At 68.1% G+C, this 19,125-nt stretch carries 17 protein-coding genes, 1 tRNA gene and 1 pseudogene; 14 read left to right on the top strand and 5 right to left on the bottom strand.

Annotated features, from left to right (window positions below; all coding sequences use genetic code 11):
* The first annotated feature begins 47 nt into the window (after positions 1-47).
* The 11 genes and pseudogenes from V5F63_RS16300 to V5F63_RS16250 all read left to right on the top strand — a co-directional run.
* A complete protein-coding gene (locus tag V5F63_RS16300) occupies positions 48-782 on the top strand; it encodes an ABC transporter ATP-binding protein (protein ID WP_394100868.1) in 735 nt (244 codons plus the stop codon).
* Positions 779-1,537, top strand: a complete 759-nt coding sequence (locus V5F63_RS16295) for an ABC transporter ATP-binding protein (RefSeq protein WP_209484041.1) — start codon at positions 779-781, stop codon at positions 1,535-1,537. The genes V5F63_RS16300 and V5F63_RS16295 overlap by 4 nt, the downstream gene beginning before the upstream one ends.
* Before the next feature lie 3 nt (positions 1,538-1,540).
* Positions 1,541-2,404 carry a branched-chain amino acid ABC transporter permease gene (locus V5F63_RS16290; RefSeq protein WP_209484038.1) on the top strand — a complete coding sequence of 288 codons (864 nt, stop codon included), beginning with the start codon at positions 1,541-1,543 and terminating at the stop codon, positions 2,402-2,404.
* Positions 2,405-2,414: 10 nt separating this feature from the next.
* The gene (locus V5F63_RS16285; RefSeq protein ID WP_394100869.1) at positions 2,415-3,335 is read left to right on the top strand and encodes a branched-chain amino acid ABC transporter permease; all 921 of its coding nucleotides are present in this window, start codon (positions 2,415-2,417) and stop codon (positions 3,333-3,335) included.
* Entirely contained in the window at positions 3,335-3,916 is a 582-nt protein-coding gene (locus tag V5F63_RS16280; protein ID WP_209484034.1) for a carboxymuconolactone decarboxylase family protein, read from the top strand. The genes V5F63_RS16285 and V5F63_RS16280 overlap by 1 nt, the downstream gene beginning before the upstream one ends.
* Complete coding sequence (locus V5F63_RS16275) at positions 3,913-5,139, top strand: ABC transporter substrate-binding protein (protein WP_394100870.1); 1,227 nt, start codon at positions 3,913-3,915, stop codon at positions 5,137-5,139. The genes V5F63_RS16280 and V5F63_RS16275 overlap by 4 nt, the downstream gene beginning before the upstream one ends.
* Positions 5,140-5,277: 138 nt before the next feature.
* Complete coding sequence (locus V5F63_RS16270; protein WP_394100871.1) at positions 5,278-6,597, top strand: LLM class flavin-dependent oxidoreductase; 1,320 nt, start codon at positions 5,278-5,280, stop codon at positions 6,595-6,597.
* Complete coding sequence (locus tag V5F63_RS16265) at positions 6,597-7,094, top strand: flavin reductase family protein (RefSeq protein WP_394100872.1); 498 nt, start codon at positions 6,597-6,599, stop codon at positions 7,092-7,094. Before V5F63_RS16270 ends, V5F63_RS16265 begins: the two co-directional genes overlap by 1 nt.
* 207 nt (positions 7,095-7,301) lie before the next feature.
* The gene (nthA, locus tag V5F63_RS16260; RefSeq protein WP_394100873.1) at positions 7,302-7,919 is read left to right on the top strand and encodes a nitrile hydratase subunit alpha; all 618 of its coding nucleotides are present in this window, start codon (positions 7,302-7,304) and stop codon (positions 7,917-7,919) included.
* An 11-nt stretch (positions 7,920-7,930) separates the two neighbouring features.
* The gene (locus tag V5F63_RS16255) at positions 7,931-8,281 is read left to right on the top strand and encodes a nitrile hydratase accessory protein (RefSeq protein WP_394100874.1); all 351 of its coding nucleotides are present in this window, start codon (positions 7,931-7,933) and stop codon (positions 8,279-8,281) included.
* A gap of 28 nt (positions 8,282-8,309) precedes the next feature.
* Positions 8,310-8,543 (top strand): annotated as a pseudogene (locus V5F63_RS16250) (helix-turn-helix domain-containing protein); the annotation flags it as partial.
* Positions 8,544-8,564: 21 nt separating this feature from the next.
* Here the strand turns inward: V5F63_RS16250 and V5F63_RS16245 are convergent.
* Positions 8,565-9,224, bottom strand: a complete 660-nt coding sequence (locus V5F63_RS16245) for a DUF1345 domain-containing protein (RefSeq protein WP_394028140.1) — start codon at positions 9,222-9,224, stop codon at positions 8,565-8,567.
* 245 nt (positions 9,225-9,469) lie between these two features.
* Positions 9,470-9,545, bottom strand: a tRNA-Ile gene (locus V5F63_RS16240).
* Between the two features lie 190 nt (positions 9,546-9,735).
* On the opposite strand from V5F63_RS16240, the gene V5F63_RS16235 reads away from it, so the two are divergent.
* Positions 9,736-10,488 carry an SIMPL domain-containing protein gene (locus tag V5F63_RS16235; RefSeq protein ID WP_209484023.1) on the top strand — a complete coding sequence of 251 codons (753 nt, stop codon included), beginning with the start codon at positions 9,736-9,738 and terminating at the stop codon, positions 10,486-10,488.
* 211 nt (positions 10,489-10,699) lie between these two features.
* A complete protein-coding gene (locus V5F63_RS16230) occupies positions 10,700-11,938 on the top strand; it encodes an NUDIX hydrolase (protein ID WP_394100875.1) in 1,239 nt (412 codons plus the stop codon).
* A gap of 40 nt (positions 11,939-11,978) precedes the next feature.
* Here V5F63_RS16230 and V5F63_RS16225 read toward each other — a convergent pair whose 3' ends face one another.
* The 3 genes from V5F63_RS16225 to V5F63_RS16215 form a co-directional block, all read right to left on the bottom strand.
* Positions 11,979-12,776, bottom strand: a complete 798-nt coding sequence (locus V5F63_RS16225; protein WP_245327192.1) for a DUF2189 domain-containing protein — start codon at positions 12,774-12,776, stop codon at positions 11,979-11,981.
* Between the two features lie 154 nt (positions 12,777-12,930).
* Positions 12,931-14,760: a glutaminase A gene (glsA, locus tag V5F63_RS16220; protein WP_394100876.1), complete on the bottom strand. Its 1,830-nt coding sequence runs from the start codon at positions 14,758-14,760 to the stop codon at positions 12,931-12,933.
* Positions 14,761-14,847: 87 nt separating this feature from the next.
* Positions 14,848-15,318, bottom strand: coding sequence for an Lrp/AsnC family transcriptional regulator (locus tag V5F63_RS16215; protein WP_209489801.1), 471 nt, complete (start codon positions 15,316-15,318; stop codon positions 14,848-14,850).
* Between the two features lie 141 nt (positions 15,319-15,459).
* On the opposite strand from V5F63_RS16215, the gene putA reads away from it, so the two are divergent.
* The gene (putA, locus tag V5F63_RS16210) at positions 15,460-19,119 is read left to right on the top strand and encodes a bifunctional proline dehydrogenase/L-glutamate gamma-semialdehyde dehydrogenase PutA (protein ID WP_394100877.1); all 3,660 of its coding nucleotides are present in this window, start codon (positions 15,460-15,462) and stop codon (positions 19,117-19,119) included.
* The last annotated feature ends 6 nt before the right edge of the window (positions 19,120-19,125 follow it).

Below are 19,125 nucleotides of genomic sequence, written 5' to 3'. Positions count from 1 at the left end.
GTGGAGACGACGTGAATCCGAGCCCCTTCCTTCAGGTTGATGGTCTGATGCGTCGCTATGGCGGCGTCGCCGCCCTCGATGGCGTGACCCTCGATATCGCCCGCGGTCAGGTCACCGGCCTCATCGGTCCCAACGGCGCGGGCAAGACCACGCTGCTGAACGCACTGACCGGTCTCGCCCGGCCCGAAGGCGGCACGGTGCGTCTGGAGGGCGAGGACGTCACCGGCCTGCCGGCCCACGTGATGGCAGGCAAGGGCGTGGTCCGGTCCTTCCAGATCGTGCGCGAGCTCTCCAGCCTGACCGTATTCGAGACGCTTCTCGCCGCGCCGCCAGCCCAAAGCGGGGAGAGCGTGGCGGGCGCCCTGTTTGGCCGCCGCAAATGGTGGGCGCAGGAGCGCGCCAATGCCGATCTCGCCCGTGCGCTGCTGGAGCGGGTGGGGCTCGTCAAGCTCGCCGACCAACCGTCCGCGATGCTTTCCGGTGGCCAGAAGAAACTGCTGGAAATGGCGCGCGCGCTGCTGATGAAGCCCAAGCTGATCCTGCTCGACGAGCCGGGTGCGGGCGTCTCGCCGCCGCTGCGTCTCGAGATCGTGCGGCTGGTGCGTGAGCTGAAGGCGGAAGGCCTCACCTTCGGTATCGTCGAGCATGACATGCATCTGGTGGAGGAGGTGTGCGACCGCGTGCACGTGCTCGCCCTGGGGCGCGTGCTCGTCTCCGGCACGTTCGCCGAAGCGACCTCGGATCCGCGCGTGGTCTCCGCCTATCTCGGGGTGGCGGCATGACGGCGGCTCCCCTCGATTCCAAGACGGCCGAGCTGTCCCTCGCTTTGTCCGTATCGGGTCTGCGCGCAGGCTACGGCAGGGGCGGGGACATCGTGTGCGGCATCGACCTCGCGCAGCAGGCCGAGAGCATCGTCGCCGTCATCGGCCCGAACGGCTCGGGCAAGTCGTCCTTCATCAAGACCATCGCCGGCCTGGTGCCGACGCGGGCCGGGACCGTGGCGGTGACCGGGCGGGACATCACCACGCTGTCGCCGGCGCGCCGGGTGGCGGCGGGGCTCGCCTATGTGCCGCAGGAAGCCAACATCTTCGCCACCCTCACCATCGCCGAGAACCTGAAGCTCGCCACCGAATTCCTGCGCGGGCGCGCCGGCGTGGGGCCGGAGCAGCGGGAGAAGGTGCTGGACCTCTTCCCGGAGCTTCGCCAGCGGCCGCGCACGCTCGCGGGCAACCTCTCCGGCGGCCAGCGGCAGATGCTGGCCTTCGCCTGTGCGCTCCTCGCCAATCCCGAGGTATTGCTGCTGGACGAGCCCTCCGCAGGCCTCTCGCCCAAGATCGTCGGTGAGACGATGGAGGCGGTGGTCCGCGTGCGGGAGGCGGGCGTCACAGTGCTGCTGGTGGAGCAGAATGTCGCCGCGGCGCTCGGTATCGCCGATGAGGTGGTGGTGCTGGTCGCCGGCCGGCTGACCCTGCGCGCCACTGCCGGCGACATCCGGCAGGCGGACCTCGCCGGCCTGTTCTTCGGAAAGGCGGCCTAAGCCATGGCGCTTCAGCTTTTCCTCAACGGCCTCGTCACCGGCCTTCTGCTCGCCCTGCCGGCGCTGGCGCTGACTCTGGTGTTCGGCATCCTGCGCTTCGCAAACTTCGCCGTGGGCGCTTTCCTCACGCTGGGTGCCTATGCGGCCTATACGGCGAACGTGGTGCTCGGGCTGCCCCTGCCGATTGCGGCGGCCTTTGCTGCGGCGACGGTGGCGCTCGCCTCCCTCATCGCCGATGCGCTGGTATTCGAGCGGCTGCGCGCCCGCGGCTCCATCACGCTGCTGGTCGCCTCCATGGGCGTCTCGCTCGTGGTGGAGAACATCTGCCGCTTCATCTTCGGCAATGCCGCGCGCAGCTTCGATCTCGCGGTTGCGCGACCGATCCGCTGGAACGGCCTGCGCATCAATCACGAGCAGATCATCACCGCCGGCGTGGTTGTCATCGCGCTTGTGCTGCTGCACCTGCTCATCACCGCCTCGCCGCTTGGCCGCGCCATGCGGGCGGTGGCGGACAACGCCGCGCTCGCGGCCGTGCGCGGGGTGGAACGACGCACCATCGCGCGCATTACCTTCGCCCTCACCGGCGCGCTGATCGGGCTTGCGGGCGTGCTGGCGGGGCTCGATCGCGCCATCGATCCGCTGATGGGCTGGAACTATCAGATCCCCATCTTCGCCGCCGCGATCCTCGGTGGGCTGGGCAGTCCCATCGGCGCGGTGGCAGGCGCGCTTCTCATCGGCGTGGCGGAGGAGATGTCCGCCCTCGTCCTGCCTGTCTCGTTCCGGCAGATCGTGAGCTTCGGCGTCATCCTGCTGCTCCTCCTGTTCCGCGCCAATGGCCTGTTCGGGGCCAAGGCCATCAGAAAGTGAGGGTGCGGCAATGATCTCCTACCTCGTCACCGTCGTCATCCTTGTCGCCATCGCGGCCCTCGTGGGGCTGGCGCTGAACCTGCAATGGGGCCTAGCGGGTCTGGTCAATTTCGGCGTCGCCGGCTTCGCCGCGCTCGGCGCATACACCCTCGCCATCAGCGCGCCGTATGTGGGCTGGTTCGCCGGTCTCGCACTGGCCGCGGCGGTCTGCGCCGGGCTGTCCATGCTGCTGTCGCTGCTCACCATCCGGCTGGAGGAGAACTATCTCGCCATCGTCACCATCGGCTTCGCGGAGATCGTGCGCATCCTGCTGCTCAATCTCGGCGGCCTGACCGGTGGCGCCCTCGGCATCGCCGACATACCGCGACCCTTCGCGAGCATCACGCCGGCCGGGTGGGGCGATGCGGTGATCCTCGCCTTCGCGGTGGGACTGGTGGCGATCGTCTTCGTCTTCAGCGAGGCGCTGGTCCGCTCGCCCTTCGGCCGCGCCCTGCGCGCGGTCCGCGACGATGCGACGGCGGCGGCAGCGCTGGGCAAGCCGGTGCTCGCCCTGCGGGTGCGCGCCTTCGCCATCGGCGGGGCGATCATGGGCGTGGCTGGGGCGCTGCACGCCTTCTTCCTGACCTATATCGACCCGAGCCAGTTCACGCCCATCATCACCGCCTATGCCTTCATGGCGGTGATCGCCGGCGGGCGCGGCTCCAACCTCGGCCTGGTGCTTGGCGCCGGCTCCATCATGCTGATCCTGGAAGCCACGCGCTTCCTCAAGGACCTCATCCCCGGCATCGACGGCGCCCAGCTGTCCGCGCTGCGGCTCGGGATGATCGGGGTCGGCATCGTGCTCCTGCTCATCCTGCGGCCGGAGGGCCTCGTCTCCGAGCCGAAGCGCCGCTTCGCCGAATTCTTCCCGCCCGAAAGCGAGAAAGCCTGATGCCCCGCGTCGCACCCCTCACCGCGGCCGATCTGCCGCCCGCCTATGCGGAGGTCTTCGCGGCCTTCGCCGGCGGCTACGCCGATTTCCGCGATCAGGCGGCGGTGCTCGCCCATGTGCCGCCCGCACTCGACCATCTCTACCGGATGCTGATGGAGCTGCGGGCGCGCGAGGGCGTGGCGTTCCGCTACATCGAGCTGGCGGTCGTCACGGTCTCCAAGCTCAATGCCTGCCCCTATTGCGTCTCCCACCACACCCCTCTGCTCGAAGTGGAAGGCGTCCCGGCGGAGGCGGTCGCGGCGCTGCCCGCGAGCGGCCATCCCGCCTTCGACGCGGCCGACCGCGCGGTGATCGACTATGCCCGCCTCGTCACCCAGCGCGCCTGGGGTATTCGCGACCAGGTGTTCGCCGACCTCAGGCGGCATTTCACCGAGGCGCAGATCGTCGAGCTGACCCTTCGCTCGGCGCTCGCCGGCTTCTTCAACCGCTTCAACGACGCGCTCCAGATCGACGACGGCGCCGCAGAAGCGCTGCTCCACCTCCATCCCGAACCCGACATAGCAGCAGGAGAACAGCCGTGACGCGCAGTCTGCCCCTCACTCGCCGGCATGTGGTCGCCGGCCTCGCTTCGCTCCCGGCGGCTGCCCTGCTTGGGCGGCCAGCCGCAGCGCAGGCGGCCGAGATCCCTATCGGCATGGTGCTGCCCTTCTCCGGCGCGACCGGCCCCTACGGCCCGGACATGAAGAAGGCCGCCGAGATGGCGGTGAAATGGGTGAATGATGCCGGCGGCATCCTCGGCGGGCGCCCGCTCAAGCTGTTCATCGAGGATTCCGAGACCAATCCCACGGTCGGTGTCACCGCCACCAAGAAGCTGCTGGAAGTGAACAAGGTGGAACTCGTCGGCGGCTTCTGGGGCAGCCCCATCGCGCTGGCGGCCAAGCCCATCATCCTCGCCGCCGACAAGGTGCAGATGGTCTCGTGCGCCGCAAACGCGGTGACCGAGGGCGACACCAAGGGCATGGTCTTCCGCTTCCAGGCAAAGAGCACCTCCTGGGGCCCCGCCGGCGCCAAGGTGATGAAGACCATCGGCGCCAAGACGGCGGTGGTGCTGGCTCAGCAAAACCCCTTCGTCGTGGCCATGATCGAGCCCTTCAAGGCCGAATTCGCCAAGCTCGGCGGCAAGGTGCTCGACGTGGTGATGTACAATCCGGATCAGCCGTCCTACCGCTCGGAAGTCGAGAAGGCGTTCGGCGGCGATCCGGACGCGGTGTTCTGCCTCTCGCTGCTCACCGATTTCGTCTCCATCGCCAAGGAGGCCTATCGCGGCGGCTTCAAGTCCAAGATCGTCGCGCTGTCCATCGGTGCCGATGCGGAGGGCAAGTTCCTCCAGGCAGCGGGACCGGAGGTGGCCAACGGCATCTACCATCTCCAGCCCGCGCCGCCGCTGGACTCGCCCTCCTACAAGAAATTCGTGAAGGAGATGGGCGCGGCGCCCGGCACGGTGTTCCTCTTCGCGGGCAATGCCCACGACCAGATGTGCGTGACAGCCCTCGCCATGGAGCACGCCAAATCATCCGACGCAAAGGTGTGGGCGAAGTCGGTGTTCGAGGTCTGCAACCCGCCCGGCGAGGAGGTCGACGACGTGGTGAAGGGGCTGGAGCTGATCCGCGCCGGCAAGAAGATCAAGTTCATCGGCGCCGGCGCCACCTGCGATTTTGACGCCCGTGGCGATCAGATCAACCGCTCCTTCCTCGTCCAGGAAATCAAGGGCGGGAAGAACGTGACCCTCGGCGTCATTACCTGAGGCCTTCCTGACCCGCCGTTCCCCGGCCCGGCCGGGGAACGGCCGTCGAGGCTGAGCATCTAGGTCCATCATCACCATGCGCGCGGCATCCGGCGCATGAACGCAGAGCCTTGCCCAACGGGACAGGGAGGAAAAATTATGCCCAAACCCATGCATCTGTGCGGCTTCCTGATCGCCGGGCCGGTGGTCCACAGCCACGCCATCTGGCGCAATCCGGCCCACGAGACGCCGTTTCTCAGCCTCGACCATTATGTGCGCATCGCGCGTCTGCTGGAGCAGGGGTGCTTCGATTTCCTGTTCTTCGCCGACCGCCTCGCCATCGCCGATCGCTACGGCGACAGCCATGCCGCCGGCCTCGCGCGGGGCGATCAGGACGCGACCCGCATGGACCCCATGCCCATCCTCGGCGCCATGGCGGCGGTGACCCGCCACATCGGCCTCGGCGCCACGCGCTCCACCACCTATGACGCGCCCTACAACATCGCCCGCGAGTTCGCGACGCTCGACCACATCTCCGGCGGGCGGGCGGCGTGGAATGTCGTCACCTCCATGAATGACGGCGAGGCACTGAACTTCGGCACCGTGCCCCATCTCGGCCATGACGAGCGCTACGACCGGGCCGACGAATTCATGGAGCTGGCCTTCCGCCTATGGGACAGCTGGGATGAGGACGCCCTCGTCCTCGACCGGGCGGCGGGCATCTATGCCGATCCCGCCAAGGTGCATTACGTGAACCATCGCGGGCCGTGGTTCCAGTCGCGCGGGCCGCTCAACATCCCCCGCAGCCCGCAGGGGCGGCCGGTGATCGTGCAGGCGGGCTCCTCCGGACGCGGAAAAGCCTTCGCGGCGCGGTGGTCCGACGTGATCTTCGCGCTCCAGCCCAATCTGGAGCGCATGCACGCCTTCAAGGCCGACGTCGCTGGCGCTCTCGCGGTGGCCGGCCGGCCACCCGGCGCCAGCAAGGTGTTGATGGCCATCATGCCCTTCATCGGCGCCACCCGCGCCGAGGCGGAGGAGAAACAGGCGCTGCACGATTCCCTCGCCGATCCGGTCGCCGGCCTCTCGACGCTTGCCGCGCACGCCAACACCGACTTTTCCAGCCTGCCCATGGAGGCCACGGTGAAGGAGATCGCCGCCTCGGGCAGCCAGGGGAATATGGCGGCGCTGCGCAGCATCACGCCCGATGGCGGCATGACCATCGCCGAGGCAGGGGGGGTCTATGCGCGCGGCGTCATGTGCCCGCGCGCCGTGGGCACGGCCGAGGAGGTGGCGGACCAGCTCATCGCCATCATCGACAGCGGGGCGGCGGACGGCTTCGTCGTGTCGCCCGCCTTCCTGCCGGACACGTTCGAGGATTTCGTCGGCGCGGTGGTGCCGCTCCTGCAGGCCCGCGGATATCTTCGGCGGGGGTATGGCGGCGGGCATCTGCGCGATCTCCTCGCCGAAGGGGCGGCCTGATGCGCCCTTCCGCCAGCATCGAGAAACCGCCGGTGGACGCGGCGGATTTCAAGGCGGCCATGCGCGTGCTCGCGGCCAGCGTCACCGTCATCACCTCGCGCCGGGGCGACCAGCTCAACGGCATGATGGCGACGGCCGTGTGCAGTGTCAGCACCGCCCCGCCGCAGATCCTCGCCGTGGTGAACCGCGAGACCACCTCCCATGGACTGATCGCCGACAGCGGTGCCTTCGCCGTCAACATCCTTGCCGCGCACCAGCAGGATCTGGCCGGGCGGTTCGCCCGCCGGCTCGATCAGCCGTTCGAGGGTATCGCCCACGGGTGGGGCGAGACCGGCTGTCCCCTCCTTGCCGAAGCCGTGGCTGTGCTCGAATGCCGGCTGCGCGAGCGCCACCACGCCGGCACGCACACCATCTTCGTCGGAGAGGTCATCGGCGTCAGCTGTCGCGGCGCCGAGCCGCTGCTTTACTTCGATGGCGCGTTTCGTCAGCTGGCCTGAGGGCGAGGATTTGTCACCCTGTCTGCGCGCGCCTTTTACCCGGCCTCAGCCAGCGAGGGCGGCGGCTTTGGCGCGGGCGACGGCCGCGTGGACCTCGTTTCGCCGGGCGTCGTCGCTGTGCGCCTGCAGACCTCTACGCCCATTACGTCGCGGCTCCGGACGCGGCGCAGCAGGCGGCGTGAGTGCATTCAACGGGGAGACCCAGCCATGGCCGACCAGTTCAACTATCGCGAGGATCGCGAGGCCCACAGCGGCGCCCGGGTGCGCGCGCTCGAGGCGCTGCTGATCAAGAAGGGCATTATCACCGATCGCTCGGTGGACACGGTGCTCGACTATTTCGAGACGAAGATGGGCCCGTTCAACGGCGCCAAGATCGTGGCCCGCGCCTGGGTCGATCCCGGCTTCAAGGACCGTCTCGTCGCCGACACGCCCTCTGCCATCGCCGAGCTGGCGCTGCCGGACGGCATGGCGGGGGCCGAGGGCGAGCACATGCGGGCGGTCGCCAATGCGCCGGGCGTCCATAACCTCATCATCTGCACGCTCTGCTCCTGCTATCCCTGGCCGGTGCTCGCGCTGCCCCCCTACTGGTACAAGGACCCCACCTTCCGCAGCCGGGCGGCGCGCGAGCCGAGGGCGGTCTTGAAGGAATTCGGCCTCGCGGTGCCCGAGAGCACGCAGGTGAAGGTGTGGGATTCGAGCGCGCAGATCAGCTGGTTCGTGGTGGCCGAGCGGCCGGCCGGCACGGAGGCGCTCAGCGAGGCGGAGCTGGAAGCTCTCGTCACGCCCGAAGCCATGATGGGCGTCGCCGTCGCCCGCGCGGCGTAGGGGAGGGCGCGATGCTCGCCCGCTTCGAGCAGTTCGCCGTCACCGAGATGATGGGCAAGCCGGACACCCCGCCCCGGGCCAACGGCACGCTGTGCTTCGGCAGCGAATGGGAGCGGACGGCCTTCGGTGTCGCCCTCACCCTCGCGCGCAACGGCTATTTCGAATGGGATGATTTCCGCGACGAACTCATCGCGGAAATCGGCCGATGGGAGGCCGCGCACCCCGACGACCGCTCGTCCTGGAACTATTACGAGCGCTGGCTCGCCGCGCTGGAAACGGCCGTGGTGAAGACCGGCCTCCTCGACCCGGCGGAGCTGTCCGCCGCGCTGTCCACCGCCTTGGCCGAACCGCACGCCGCCTGACGCCGGCCGCGGCCTTTCCGACCCGGGTGCCGCCCGCCGCCTGCTGGAGGACACCGCCCAGCCGCTCCAGCGCATCGCCACGAACTGCGGCTTCGCTGACATGAACACCATGCGGCGCATCTTCGCCAAAACCATCGGCGTGACCCCGGCCGCCTATCGCAGCCGCTTCCATCCCGGCCTGCATGTCGTTTCGGCTGTCATGTCCCCGGGGCATCGCGGCACGCCCGTCGCGGAAGGCGCGACGGGCCGCGGCATGGCCTGACGGGTGCCGGCACGATCAATATCAGCCGCCCAGAGAATTGATGCTGAATGCAAGAATGCCGATGTTGAAAATGAAGGCGGCGAGGCAATGGAACGTCACCGCGCGGCGCATGTACGTGCTTGTCACCTCCACGTCCGAAGTCTGGAACGTCATGCCAAGGCAAAAGGAAAAATAGATGAAATCCCAATAATTGGGTTCACGTGTCTGGGGAAACGCCAGGCCGCCCACATCCGTGTCGTCTTCTGAATTCGTATAGAATAAATGGGCGTAGTGGATCGTATAGACCGTATTGCTGAAGATCCACGCCAAAACCAAGGTTAGCACGATCAACGCGATCGTGCCGGGGCCGGCGCTGCCCTTTTCCATCAGCTCGCTGGCCACGATCGTGAGGATCAGCAGCCCCATGACGAATGTCAGCGCCAACAGCGCCGGCCGGTTGGCATCATTGCGCTTGGCATTCGCGCGCATGTCGCTGGGCGCATCGTCCAGCAGGCCGTAGCAGGACAGGAGAAAGATGGCCGATGCGACATCGAACCCGGTCATGAAGCCAAGGCGCCAGCCCAAGAGCCATACGGATACGCCGCCAACAAGAACCAGCAGGACCGCGAACGCGATGAAGCGCGCCGGGGCTATCACGTTGCCGATGCTGCGCCTTGTCGCTTTCGATGGGAGTAAAGGCATCCGTCCCTGACCTCCGGCCCAAGGGGATGGGCTGCAAGACCAAGATACCAGTATCGGAGACCGCCTCGCAGCAAATCCCGATGAACCGGATCCTTCGGAGGCGCCGAGCCTTGCCGCCACTGCGGAACGCCAGCGGCACCGGACCGAGAACGGCGGGAATCTACGCCCCGACCGTGTGCCATTGGCGATTAGTTGGCCAAAGCACAGGTTGGTGAGCGGCCCTCGGCGTAAGCCTTTGACAAAAATGGTGGGCCCGGAGGGACTTGAACCCCCAACCTAACCGTTATGAGCGGTCAGCTCTAACCATTGAGCTACAGGCCCCAACGCGCAGCGTCTGGTTGCTGCTCTAGCAATCCTGCCTGCCGGGAACAACAGATTCCCGCCGGCGGGTGCCGTCGGGTCGCCAGGGTGGGGATGGCGGGTGGCTTCGCCGCAATGGTGCCGCGTTCGCGCTGTCGTCTCCCGTTCCGTGTCCCCCGGACATCGGCCGGGACCGAACGAGGATACTGTCATGCGTCATGCGCCGCCCCGCACCGTTTCCATCCCGCGCGTCGCCACTCGCGCGGCGGTTGTGTTCGCGGCGGCTCTGGCTGCGACATTGGCCGTTGCCGGACCGGCCGCGGCGGCAGCGACCATCACCGTGGTCGGCGAGGCGAAGCGCACCGCGCCGCCGGACATGGCGGTCCTCACCACCGGCGTCGTCAGCAACGCCAAGACGGCGGACGAGGCGCTGGCCGCCAATTCCAAGTCGGTTTCGGATGTGATTGCGGCGCTGAAGGCGGCCGGCATCGCGCCGAACGACATCTCCACCTCGTCTTTCTCGATCCAGCCCCAGCAGTCCTATCCGCAGCCGCCGTCCCGGGAGGCGCCGAAGCTGATCGGGTTCGAAGTGCGCAATTCGGTGCGGATCACGGTGCGCGATCTCGGCAAGCTCGGCGCGTTGCTGGACAAGGTGGTGCAATCCGGCGCCAATCAGGCCTCTGGCCTTTCTTTCGCGCTCGCCGACAGCGAGCGGCTTGAAGGCGAGGCGCGCGCCGCCTCCGTGAAGGACGCCATTGACCAGGCGAAAGGCGTCGCCGCGGCGGCGGGGCTTCGGCTGACCCGCATCATGTCGATCCAGCCCGAGGGACAGAGCGGTGGACCCATCATGCCGGCGCCCATGATGATGAAGGCCGATGCGGCCCGCATGGCGGTGCCCGTGGAAGCCGGTGAGATCGAGGTTCGGGCGCGCACCGTGCTGGTTTACGAGGCCGAGCCCCAGTGACGGGCCAGCCGTGCCGTCCGGCGCGGTTCTTGGTTGCAAGGCTTTATGATAGATCAGGTTTGATGACCGATTCTGCCGTCGGCGGGCGGAGAAGGGAATCCGCGCTTCCTGAGTTCGTCTTTCACGTTCCGCCGCTCCTGGAACGCCCATGGCGCCTTGGTCGGATTGGCCACATGTTCGGGTTGCCACCGGTGTTCCGGGCGGGCGCAGGGTGCAGTATGCCGCCCTGCCATATCGTGTCCGGCGGGATGGCGAAGTACAGATCCGCCTGATCACCTCGCGCGAGACGCGCCGCTGGGTGATTCCCAAAGGGTGGCCCATCAAGGGCCTCACCCCGCCCAAGACAGCGGCGCGCGAGTGTTATGAGGAAGCCGGGCTCGTCGGCGTCGTCTCCCGCGAGCCGCTCGGCGCCTACACTTACGAGAAGCGCCTCGGCACCCGCTCGGTGCTCTGCGACGTGCTGGTGTTTCCCCTCAAGGTGAAGCGGCTGTTGCAGAAATGGCCGGAGCGCTTCCAGCGCTACGGCTTCTGGTTCTCCGTCGAGACGGCGGCTGCGGCGGTTCAGGAGGAGGATCTCTCCGAATTGATCCTGTCGTTTGGAGCCATCATGGCGCGGCGCTGGGCGGAGAAGAACGCCGAAACGGCGGGAGCGGAAGAGCAGCCTGAAGCCAAGGCGAAGCCGGCGAAAGTGAAGGCGGCGAAGGCTCAGGACGACAGGGCTTCGGGCAGCAAGGCCAAGGTCGCCAAAGGCAAGGACCCTGCGACGGCTCAGGCGGAGCCCGAGGCGCCCAAGGTCAAGGCGCTTAAGGAGGCGAAGCCGGCCAAGGCCGATGCCAAACCCTCGAAGGCCAAACCCCCAAAGGCCAAAACGCCCAAGGCGAAGGCAGGGAAGGCGAAGGCCGCAAAGGACGGTGAGACGGCGGCCATCGAGCCGGAGAGCCGTTATCCCGGCGAGGCAGGGGACAAAGAGACCGCGCCGATTGCCGTGGCCAAGACAGCCAAGACAGCCAAGAAAAAGGTGTCGAAAGCGCCTCCGGCGAAGGCGAAGACCGAGTCGGTTGAGCCCATCCCAGCTGAAGCGGTCGAAAAGACAAAAGACGCCGCGAAAAAGGCGGTCGCCAAGCCAGCCAAGACGGCAACGCCAGCCAAGACGGCAGCGCCGGCCAAGATGGTGACACCCGCCAAGGTCGCGCGCCCCAAGGCGACGAAGGGCAATGGAACGAAGGCCAAGGTTGCTGTGAAGGCTGTGCCGGCGAAGGCTGCTCCGGCAAAATCCGCGGCCAAAGCCGCGATTACCAAGAAGCCGGCTGTGAAGGCCAAGGTGCTGAAAACCGCCCAGTCCCCTCTCGCGTCCGTCGCCGAAGCGGCCGGCGCGATCAAGAAAGGTCGGCCACGGAACGCGGCTGCACCCAAATCCACGACCAAACCCGCACCCAAGCCGAAGCGTTAGGCCAGCCGCGCCGCGCCGCGCAGGGCGCCGGCGGCGCCTCTTACGGCAGTGGCGCCACGGCCCGGCGGTAAAGGTGCCACGTGGCGTGGCCCAGAACCGGCAGCACGAAGATGAGCCCGAGGAAGCCCGGCGCGGCGCCGATGGCGATGAGCGCCACCACGCAGATGCCCCACAGGATCATCGGTCCGGGGCTGGTGAGCACGGCCTGCACGCTGGTGATCATGGCGGTGACCACGTCCAGGTCCCGGTCCATGAGCAGCGGGAAGGATACGACGGTGATGGAAAACAGTCCCAGCGCCAGCGCCGCCCCGATCACATGGCCCACGGCCAGGAAGGCGATGCCGTCGGAGGTCGTGAACAGTACGCGCAGGAAGTCGCTGAGCGTGGCGAACGAGGCAAAGCCGAGGAACAGCGCCAGCAGCAGCCGCACCTGATACATCCAGATGATGAAGGCGAAGATGGTGACGAAGGCCATCCAGCCGAGTTCGCGCTGGCGCTGGGCGAAGATGGTGGACATGACGCCATGCCAGGTGGGCTGCCGGCCCGCCTCGAGTTCGCGGCTCACGTCATAGAGGCCGGCTGCCACGAACGGGCCGATCAGCACCGAGCCGGCGAACAGGGGATAAGCAAGGTAACCGAGGTCGAAGAAGAAGACGCAGCCGACGATGGCAAGGCCGCCTGCCGCATAAAGAGCGCCGAACGCCAGCCCGAACGCCGGTGCCCGCGCGAAGTCCGAAAGTCCCTCGATGAGCGCGGCCTTCACATCCGCGAACGTCACCGCCCGGACCGCCGGCATTGCCTGCACGGTCTGTGGCCGGTTCTCGACCGTATCCACCATCTTTACCTCCCGAATTTCTTCTCTTTGAGAGAAGACTGGGAGGGGAAAAGGGGGTTGTAAAGGGCTTCGCTCAAGGCTGGCCGAAAGTGCTAGGCCGGAGGGTCGACAAAGCCTGCGCGCGCCCGCAGTTTTGCAATCCGCGATGCGGCTGGTCTCAGCCGGTCAGCATCTCGATGCGGGCGGTGGCCATGCGGATGCGCCCGGCGAGCAGGACAGCGAGATTGCGCATGATCCGGTCCGCGGCGCGGGCGTGGGTCTCCTGGAAGGCGCGGAACTGGTCCGCCGTCACCTCCACGCACACCGCCTCCGTGTCGGCCCAGACATCCGTGCTGCGCGGCTGCTCGATGAGGGCCATCTCCCCGAAGACCATGCCGGGGATCATGGTGGAGAGCCGCACGTCGCCCGCCGAGCGCGCGCTCACCATGCCCCGAAGGAGGAAATAGACCCTGGCCGGCGGCTCGTTGGCGGAGATGATGCGCGTGCCGGCCGGGAACACGACTCGGGTGCCGAGCCGGGATAGATCGGCCAGTTCCTGGGGCGAGAGGCCGGCGAGAAGCGCCTGGCGGCTGAGATCCGCCTCCACCTCGATCCGCGAGAAGCCGCCATGGCGGTACACGACCTGATCCTCGGCCCATTCCACCGCCGCGTCGTAGGTCGGGAAGATGCGCACGCGCACGCCCTGTTCCCGCAGCGCCTTCAGCTGCGGCGCCACGGGCGATGTGGCCTCTACACCGGCGATCACGGCCGTGGTCCCTGCCGGCAGCTGGTTCTTGATGAGGCCGGTGAGGAGCTTCAGGCCCGCGTCGGTGATGGTGGCCACGCGGTGGAGGTTGAGAATGAGGAATTCCGGCACGTCCGCAGGGGCCGTGAGCCGGCGGGTCACGTAGTCCATGGAGGCGAAGGAGAGTTTGCCGGCCAACTCGATGGCCCGTATGGCGCCGGAACGGGCGGACAGGATATCCTGCTCGTGCGGCTGCCGGCCGGGCTTGGAGGGCACGGTGCGGAAATCGTAATCGGCGACGACGCATGTGCGCACATCGTCCCGACGCGACAGCATGTGCAGGTCGAAGGCCTCGGAAATCGCCTCGCAGGTACGGATGCCGCGCACGCTGTTGCCGTGCATGTCGAGCCGGGGCGAGAAGGTGCCGAGGCCAAGCTGGGAGGGCAGGGCCGCCAGAATCCCGCCGCCTACGCCGCTCTTGGCCGGCACGCCCACGCGATAGATCCACTCGCCGGCGAAGTCGTACATGCCGGAGGAACTCATGACCGCCAGCGTGCGCGCCACGGCATAGTTCGACGACACCGTATCGCCGGTGAGCGGATTGACGCCGTGGTTGGCGAAGGTCGCCCCCATGACCGCGAGGTCACGGGCGGTGACCAGCACGGAGCACTGGCGGAAATAGACGTCGAGCAGCCGGTCCACGTCTCCCACGACGCCGCCGTAGGTGCGCAGGAGGTATGCGATGGCGCGGTTGCGGTCGCCGGTGGAGCGTTCGCTCTCGAACACGGCCTCGTCGACGCCGAGATCCCGCCCGGCGAAGCGGCCGAGGGCGGTGCGGATCAGCTCGAACGCCTCGTCCCCCGCGCTCTCCGCAATCAGGCCGGAACAGGCAATGGCGCCGGCATTCACCATGGCGTTGAACGGCTTGTTGTCGGCTCTCAGGCGGATGGAGTTGAACGCCTCGCCGCTCGGCTCCACGCCGATGGCCGCCTCCACCCGCTCGGCTCCCAGCAGGTCCAGCGCCAAAGCGAACACCATCGCCTTCGACACGGATTGGATCGTGAAGGGCACCTGCGTGTCGCCCGCCTCGTAGACGTGCCCGTCCGTGGTGGCGACGGCGATGCCGAAATGGTCCGGATTGGCCTTGCCCAGCTCCGGGATGTAGGAGGCGACCTCACCCGCATCGATGCGGGAGAATTCCGTGTGGGTCTCCTTGATGAACCGCAGCAGCGGCGTCTCTAGGGTCGGCAGGGGATGGGGCAAGGTCGGGCTCCGGAAATCGCCTCCAGTGAAACGCCACCTGAGCCATGATGCAATGCCGCAAAACCAGAAGACCGGCGGTTGCGCGCCTTACGCACCGTCGTCTTTCACCGGCTCCATCACCACGTAGGTGGAGGTGCTCGCGACGTGCGGCAGGCTGGAGATCCTTTCCCCCAGCACTTCGCGATAGCGCCGGATGTCGCGGGTGCGGACCTTGAGCAGGTAGTCGAACGAGCCCGCGATCATGTGGCACGCCTCCACCTCCCGGATCTTCATCACCGCCCTGTTGAACGCCGTGAGCGCCGCCTCGGTGGTCTCCGAGAGCTTCACCTCGGTGAAGGCGATGTGGTCGAGTCCGAGCTTCGCCGGATCGAGTACGGCCCGAAAGCCGCGGATATAGCCCTCGTCCAACAGCCGCTTCAGCCGCGCCTGGCACGGACTGCGCGACAGCCCGACCTTGGCGGCGAGATCCGTGACGGAGATGCGCCCGTCCTCCACCAAGGCGGCGATGATGCGCGCATCGAAAGAGTCAATTTGATCAGAAATATAGTCATTCTGCATAAATTCGATTTTCGATTTGAGGCAAAAAAAGTCAATTCATAAACTATGCGCTTCGCATTCGGTCAGATCGCCTCCGGCCGTCCGGGTTAGCATCAGAGCCTGTTCGAGATCGCCCGAACGGCGCGACGAAAGGTGCCTCCGATGCCAAGCCCCGCATTGCTCAGCCCGCCTCGGGAGACACTTCGCCCGCCGCTGTTCGCAAACTTTGCGCCCCCGCTCGCGCCCCGCGGCGACCTGCGGCGGGCGATCACCGCCATGACGCGCGCGCCCGAAGCGGCGTGTGTCGCTGCTTTGCTGCCGCAGGCGCAATTCTCACCTGCGCAGCGCGAGAGGGTCGCCGCCCATGCCCGGGCCCTCGTCACGCGGCTCAGGGAAAAGCCGCGCGGCTCGGCGGTGGAGGAGCTGGTGCAGGAATACGACCTCTCCAGCCGCGAGGGCATCGCCCTCATGTGCCTTGCCGAGGCGCTTCTGCGCATTCCGGACGCGGCCACGCGCGATGCGCTCATCCGCGACAAGATCGGTCCCGGCGACTGGCGGGCGCACGTGGGTGGCGGCCATTCCATGTTTGTGAACGCGGCCAGCTGGGGCCTTCTCTTCACCGGCCGGTTGGCCACGGCGGAGGATGCCCAGGGCCTGTCCGGCGTGCTGACGCGGCTCATCGCCCGCTGCGGCGCGCCGGTGATCCGCCGGGCGGTCGATGTGGCCATCGGCATCATGGGCGAGCAGTTCGTCATGGGCCGCAGCATCGAGGAAGCACTGGCGCGCGCCGGCAAGGGCGAGCACGCGGGTTTCCTCTATTCCTTCGACATGCTGGGCGAGGCGGCCATGACGGCGGCGGATGCCGCGCGCTATTTCGAGGCCTACCGTCATGCCATCGCCGCCATCGGCGCGGCTTCAGGCGGGCGCGGCATCTTCGGCGGGCCGGGGCTGTCAGTGAAGCTCTCGGCGCTGCATCCGCGCTACGCCCGCGCCAAGGCGGAGCGGGTGATGGGCGAACTGTTCCCGCGCCTGCTCGCCCTCGCCGTCGAGGCGCGGCGCTGGAATATCGGCCTCAACATCGATGCCGAGGAGCAGGACCGGCTCGAACTCTCCCTCGATCTGCTGGAGGCGCTTTGCGCCGCGCCGGAGCTGGCCGGCTGGGACGGCATCGGCTTCGTGGTGCAGGCCTATGGCCGGCGCTGCCCGGCGGTGCTGGATTTCATCATCGACCTCGCGCGCCGCACCGGGCGCCGGATCGCGGTGCGCCTGGTGAAGGGCGCCTATTGGGATGCCGAGATCAAGCGCGCGCAGGTGGACGGGATGCCGGATTTCCCCGTCTTCACCCGTAAGGTCCACACCGACATCTCCTACATCGCCTGCGCCCGCAAGCTGCTCGCGGCGAAGGATGCGGTCTTCCCCCAGTTTGCCACCCACAACGCCCAGACGCTCGCCGCCATCCACGAAATGGCCGGCCCCGACTTCCGAACCGGCGACTATGAATTCCAGTGCCTCCACGGCATGGGCGAGCCACTGTACGAGGAGGTCGTCGGTCCGCACGGGCGGCCCTGCCGGATCTATGCGCCGGTGGGGACCCACGAGACGCTGCTCGCCTATCTGGTGCGGCGGCTGCTGGAGAACGGCGCGAATTCCTCCTTCGTCAACCGCATCCGTGACCCCGCCGTCCCGGTGGAGGACCTCATCGCCGATCCCGCAGAGGTCATCGCCGCAATGCCGGTGCCCGGCGCGCCCCATCCCGCCATCGCCGCCCCGCGCGCCCTCTATGGGAAGCGGGTGAATTCGGCCGGGCTCGATCTTGCGGACGACGCGACGCTCGCCGTGCTCTCGTCGCAGCTCGCGGCACAGGCGGGCAAGTGGACAATAGCGGCGCCCGCATCCGGCGGCGCGGCCGCACGGCTGGTGCTGAACCCCGGCGACCATCGCGATGCGGTGGGCGAGGTGCGCGACGCGACTGTTGCGGATGTGACGCGCGCTGCCGCCCGCGCCTCCTCGATCGCAGCCGACTGGGCCGCCCGCCCACCGGCTGAACGGGCGGGGATGCTTCGGCGCGCGGCGGACGCCATGGAAGCGCAGATGATGGGGCTGATGGGCCTCATCATGCGCGAGGCCGGCAAGTCCGCCGCCAATGCGGTGGCCGAGGTGCGCGAGGCCGTGGATTTCCTGCGCTATTACGCGGGTGAAGCGGAGGCGCGGCTCACACCCGCCCATCGCCCGCTCGGCCCCGTCGCCTGCATCAGCCCGTGGAACTTCCCGCTTGCCATCTTCATCGGGCAGGTGGCGGCTGCCCTTGCCGCCGGCAATCCGGTGCTGGCCAAGCCGGCGGAGGAGACTCCCCTCGTCGCGGCAGAGGCGGTGCGCCTTCTGCACGACGCCGGCGTTCCCGACGACGTGCTCCAGCTTCTGCCGGGAGATGGCCGCGTGGGCGCGGCGCTGGTGTCGGCGCCTGTGGCTGGGGTGATGTTCACTGGCTCCACCGAAGTCGCGCGGCTGATCGCCCGCACGCTGGCGGACCGGCAGGGGCTGGATGGCCGACCGGTGCCGTTCATCGCCGAGACCGGCGGTCAGAACGCCATGATCGTTGATTCCTCGGCTCTGCCGGAGCAGGTGGTGGCGGACGTGATCGCCTCCGCCTTTGACAGCGCGGGCCAGCGCTGCTCAGCCCTTCGGGTCCTGTGCCTTCAGGAGGAAGTGGCCGACAGCATGCTCGCCATGCTGAAGGGCGCCATGGCTGAACTGGAGGTGGCACGCACGGATCGCCTTTCGGTGGATGTCGGGCCGGTGATCCATGCCGAGGCCCGCGAGACCATCGAGGCGCATGTCGCCGCCATGGCGCGGAAGGGCTTTCCGGTTCATCGCCTGCCGCTGCCGTCCGGCACGGCGCATGGCACCTTCGTGGCGCCGACGCTGATCGAAGTGGAGTCCATCGCCGATCTTGGCCGCGAGGTGTTCGGGCCGGTGCTGCATGTGGTACGCTGGCGGCGCGCCGATCTCGGGCGGCTCATCGAGGCCATCAACGCCACCGGCTATGGCCTCACCTTCGGCCTGCACACCCGGCTGGATGCGACCGTCGCCGAGGTCACCAAGCGGGTCGAGGCCGGCAACCTCTATGTGAACCGCAACATCATCGGCGCCGTGGTGGGGGTGCAGCCGTTCGGCGGGCGCGGGCTCTCCGGCACGGGGCCGAAGGCAGGCGGGCCGCTCTACCTCTCGCGGCTCGTGCGCGGGCCGGATTTCGACCTTCCCGGCGGGACGGCCGCTCCGGCGGCGCTGGCTTTCGCCAACTGGCTGGAGGGATCCGGCCGGCGGTTGGACGCGGACGCCGTCCGGGCACTGGTGGCGCGGGTGCCGCTCGGCCTGTCTCTGGAGCTTCCCGGTCCGGTGGGGGAGCGCAATACCTACGCCCTCCACCCGCGCGGCACGGTTCTGCTGATGCCGGAGACGGAAACGGGCCTGATCCGGCAGCTGGGCGTCACCCTCGCCACTGGCAACCGTGCGCTGCTGGACGCGCCGGCTGGCCTGGCGGGGATGCTCGCAACGGTGCCGGAGGACGTCCGCGCCCGCCTCGCCGCTGGTCCCGAGCCGGTCGCCGTGGCGCTTGTGGAGGGGGAAGGGGAACGCTGCCGCGTCGCCGCCCAGGATCTGGTGGAGCGGGAGGGCGCGATCGTGCCCCTTCATGCGGCGACGGCGTCGGAGATTGCGGCGTCGCCCTTCGCCTATCCTGCGAATTTGCTTCTGGAGGAGCGCGCGGTGTCGGTGAACACCGCCGCTGCGGGGGGCAATGCCAGCCTCATGACCCTCGCCTGAGGCTGG

It is taken from the genome of Xanthobacter wiegelii (assembly GCF_043193855.2).
Taxonomy (GTDB): Bacteria; Pseudomonadota; Alphaproteobacteria; order Rhizobiales; family Xanthobacteraceae; genus Xanthobacter; species Xanthobacter flavus_A.
The sequence above is the reverse complement of the archived record's forward strand: the minus strand, read 5'-3'. Positions and strand labels throughout refer to the sequence as shown.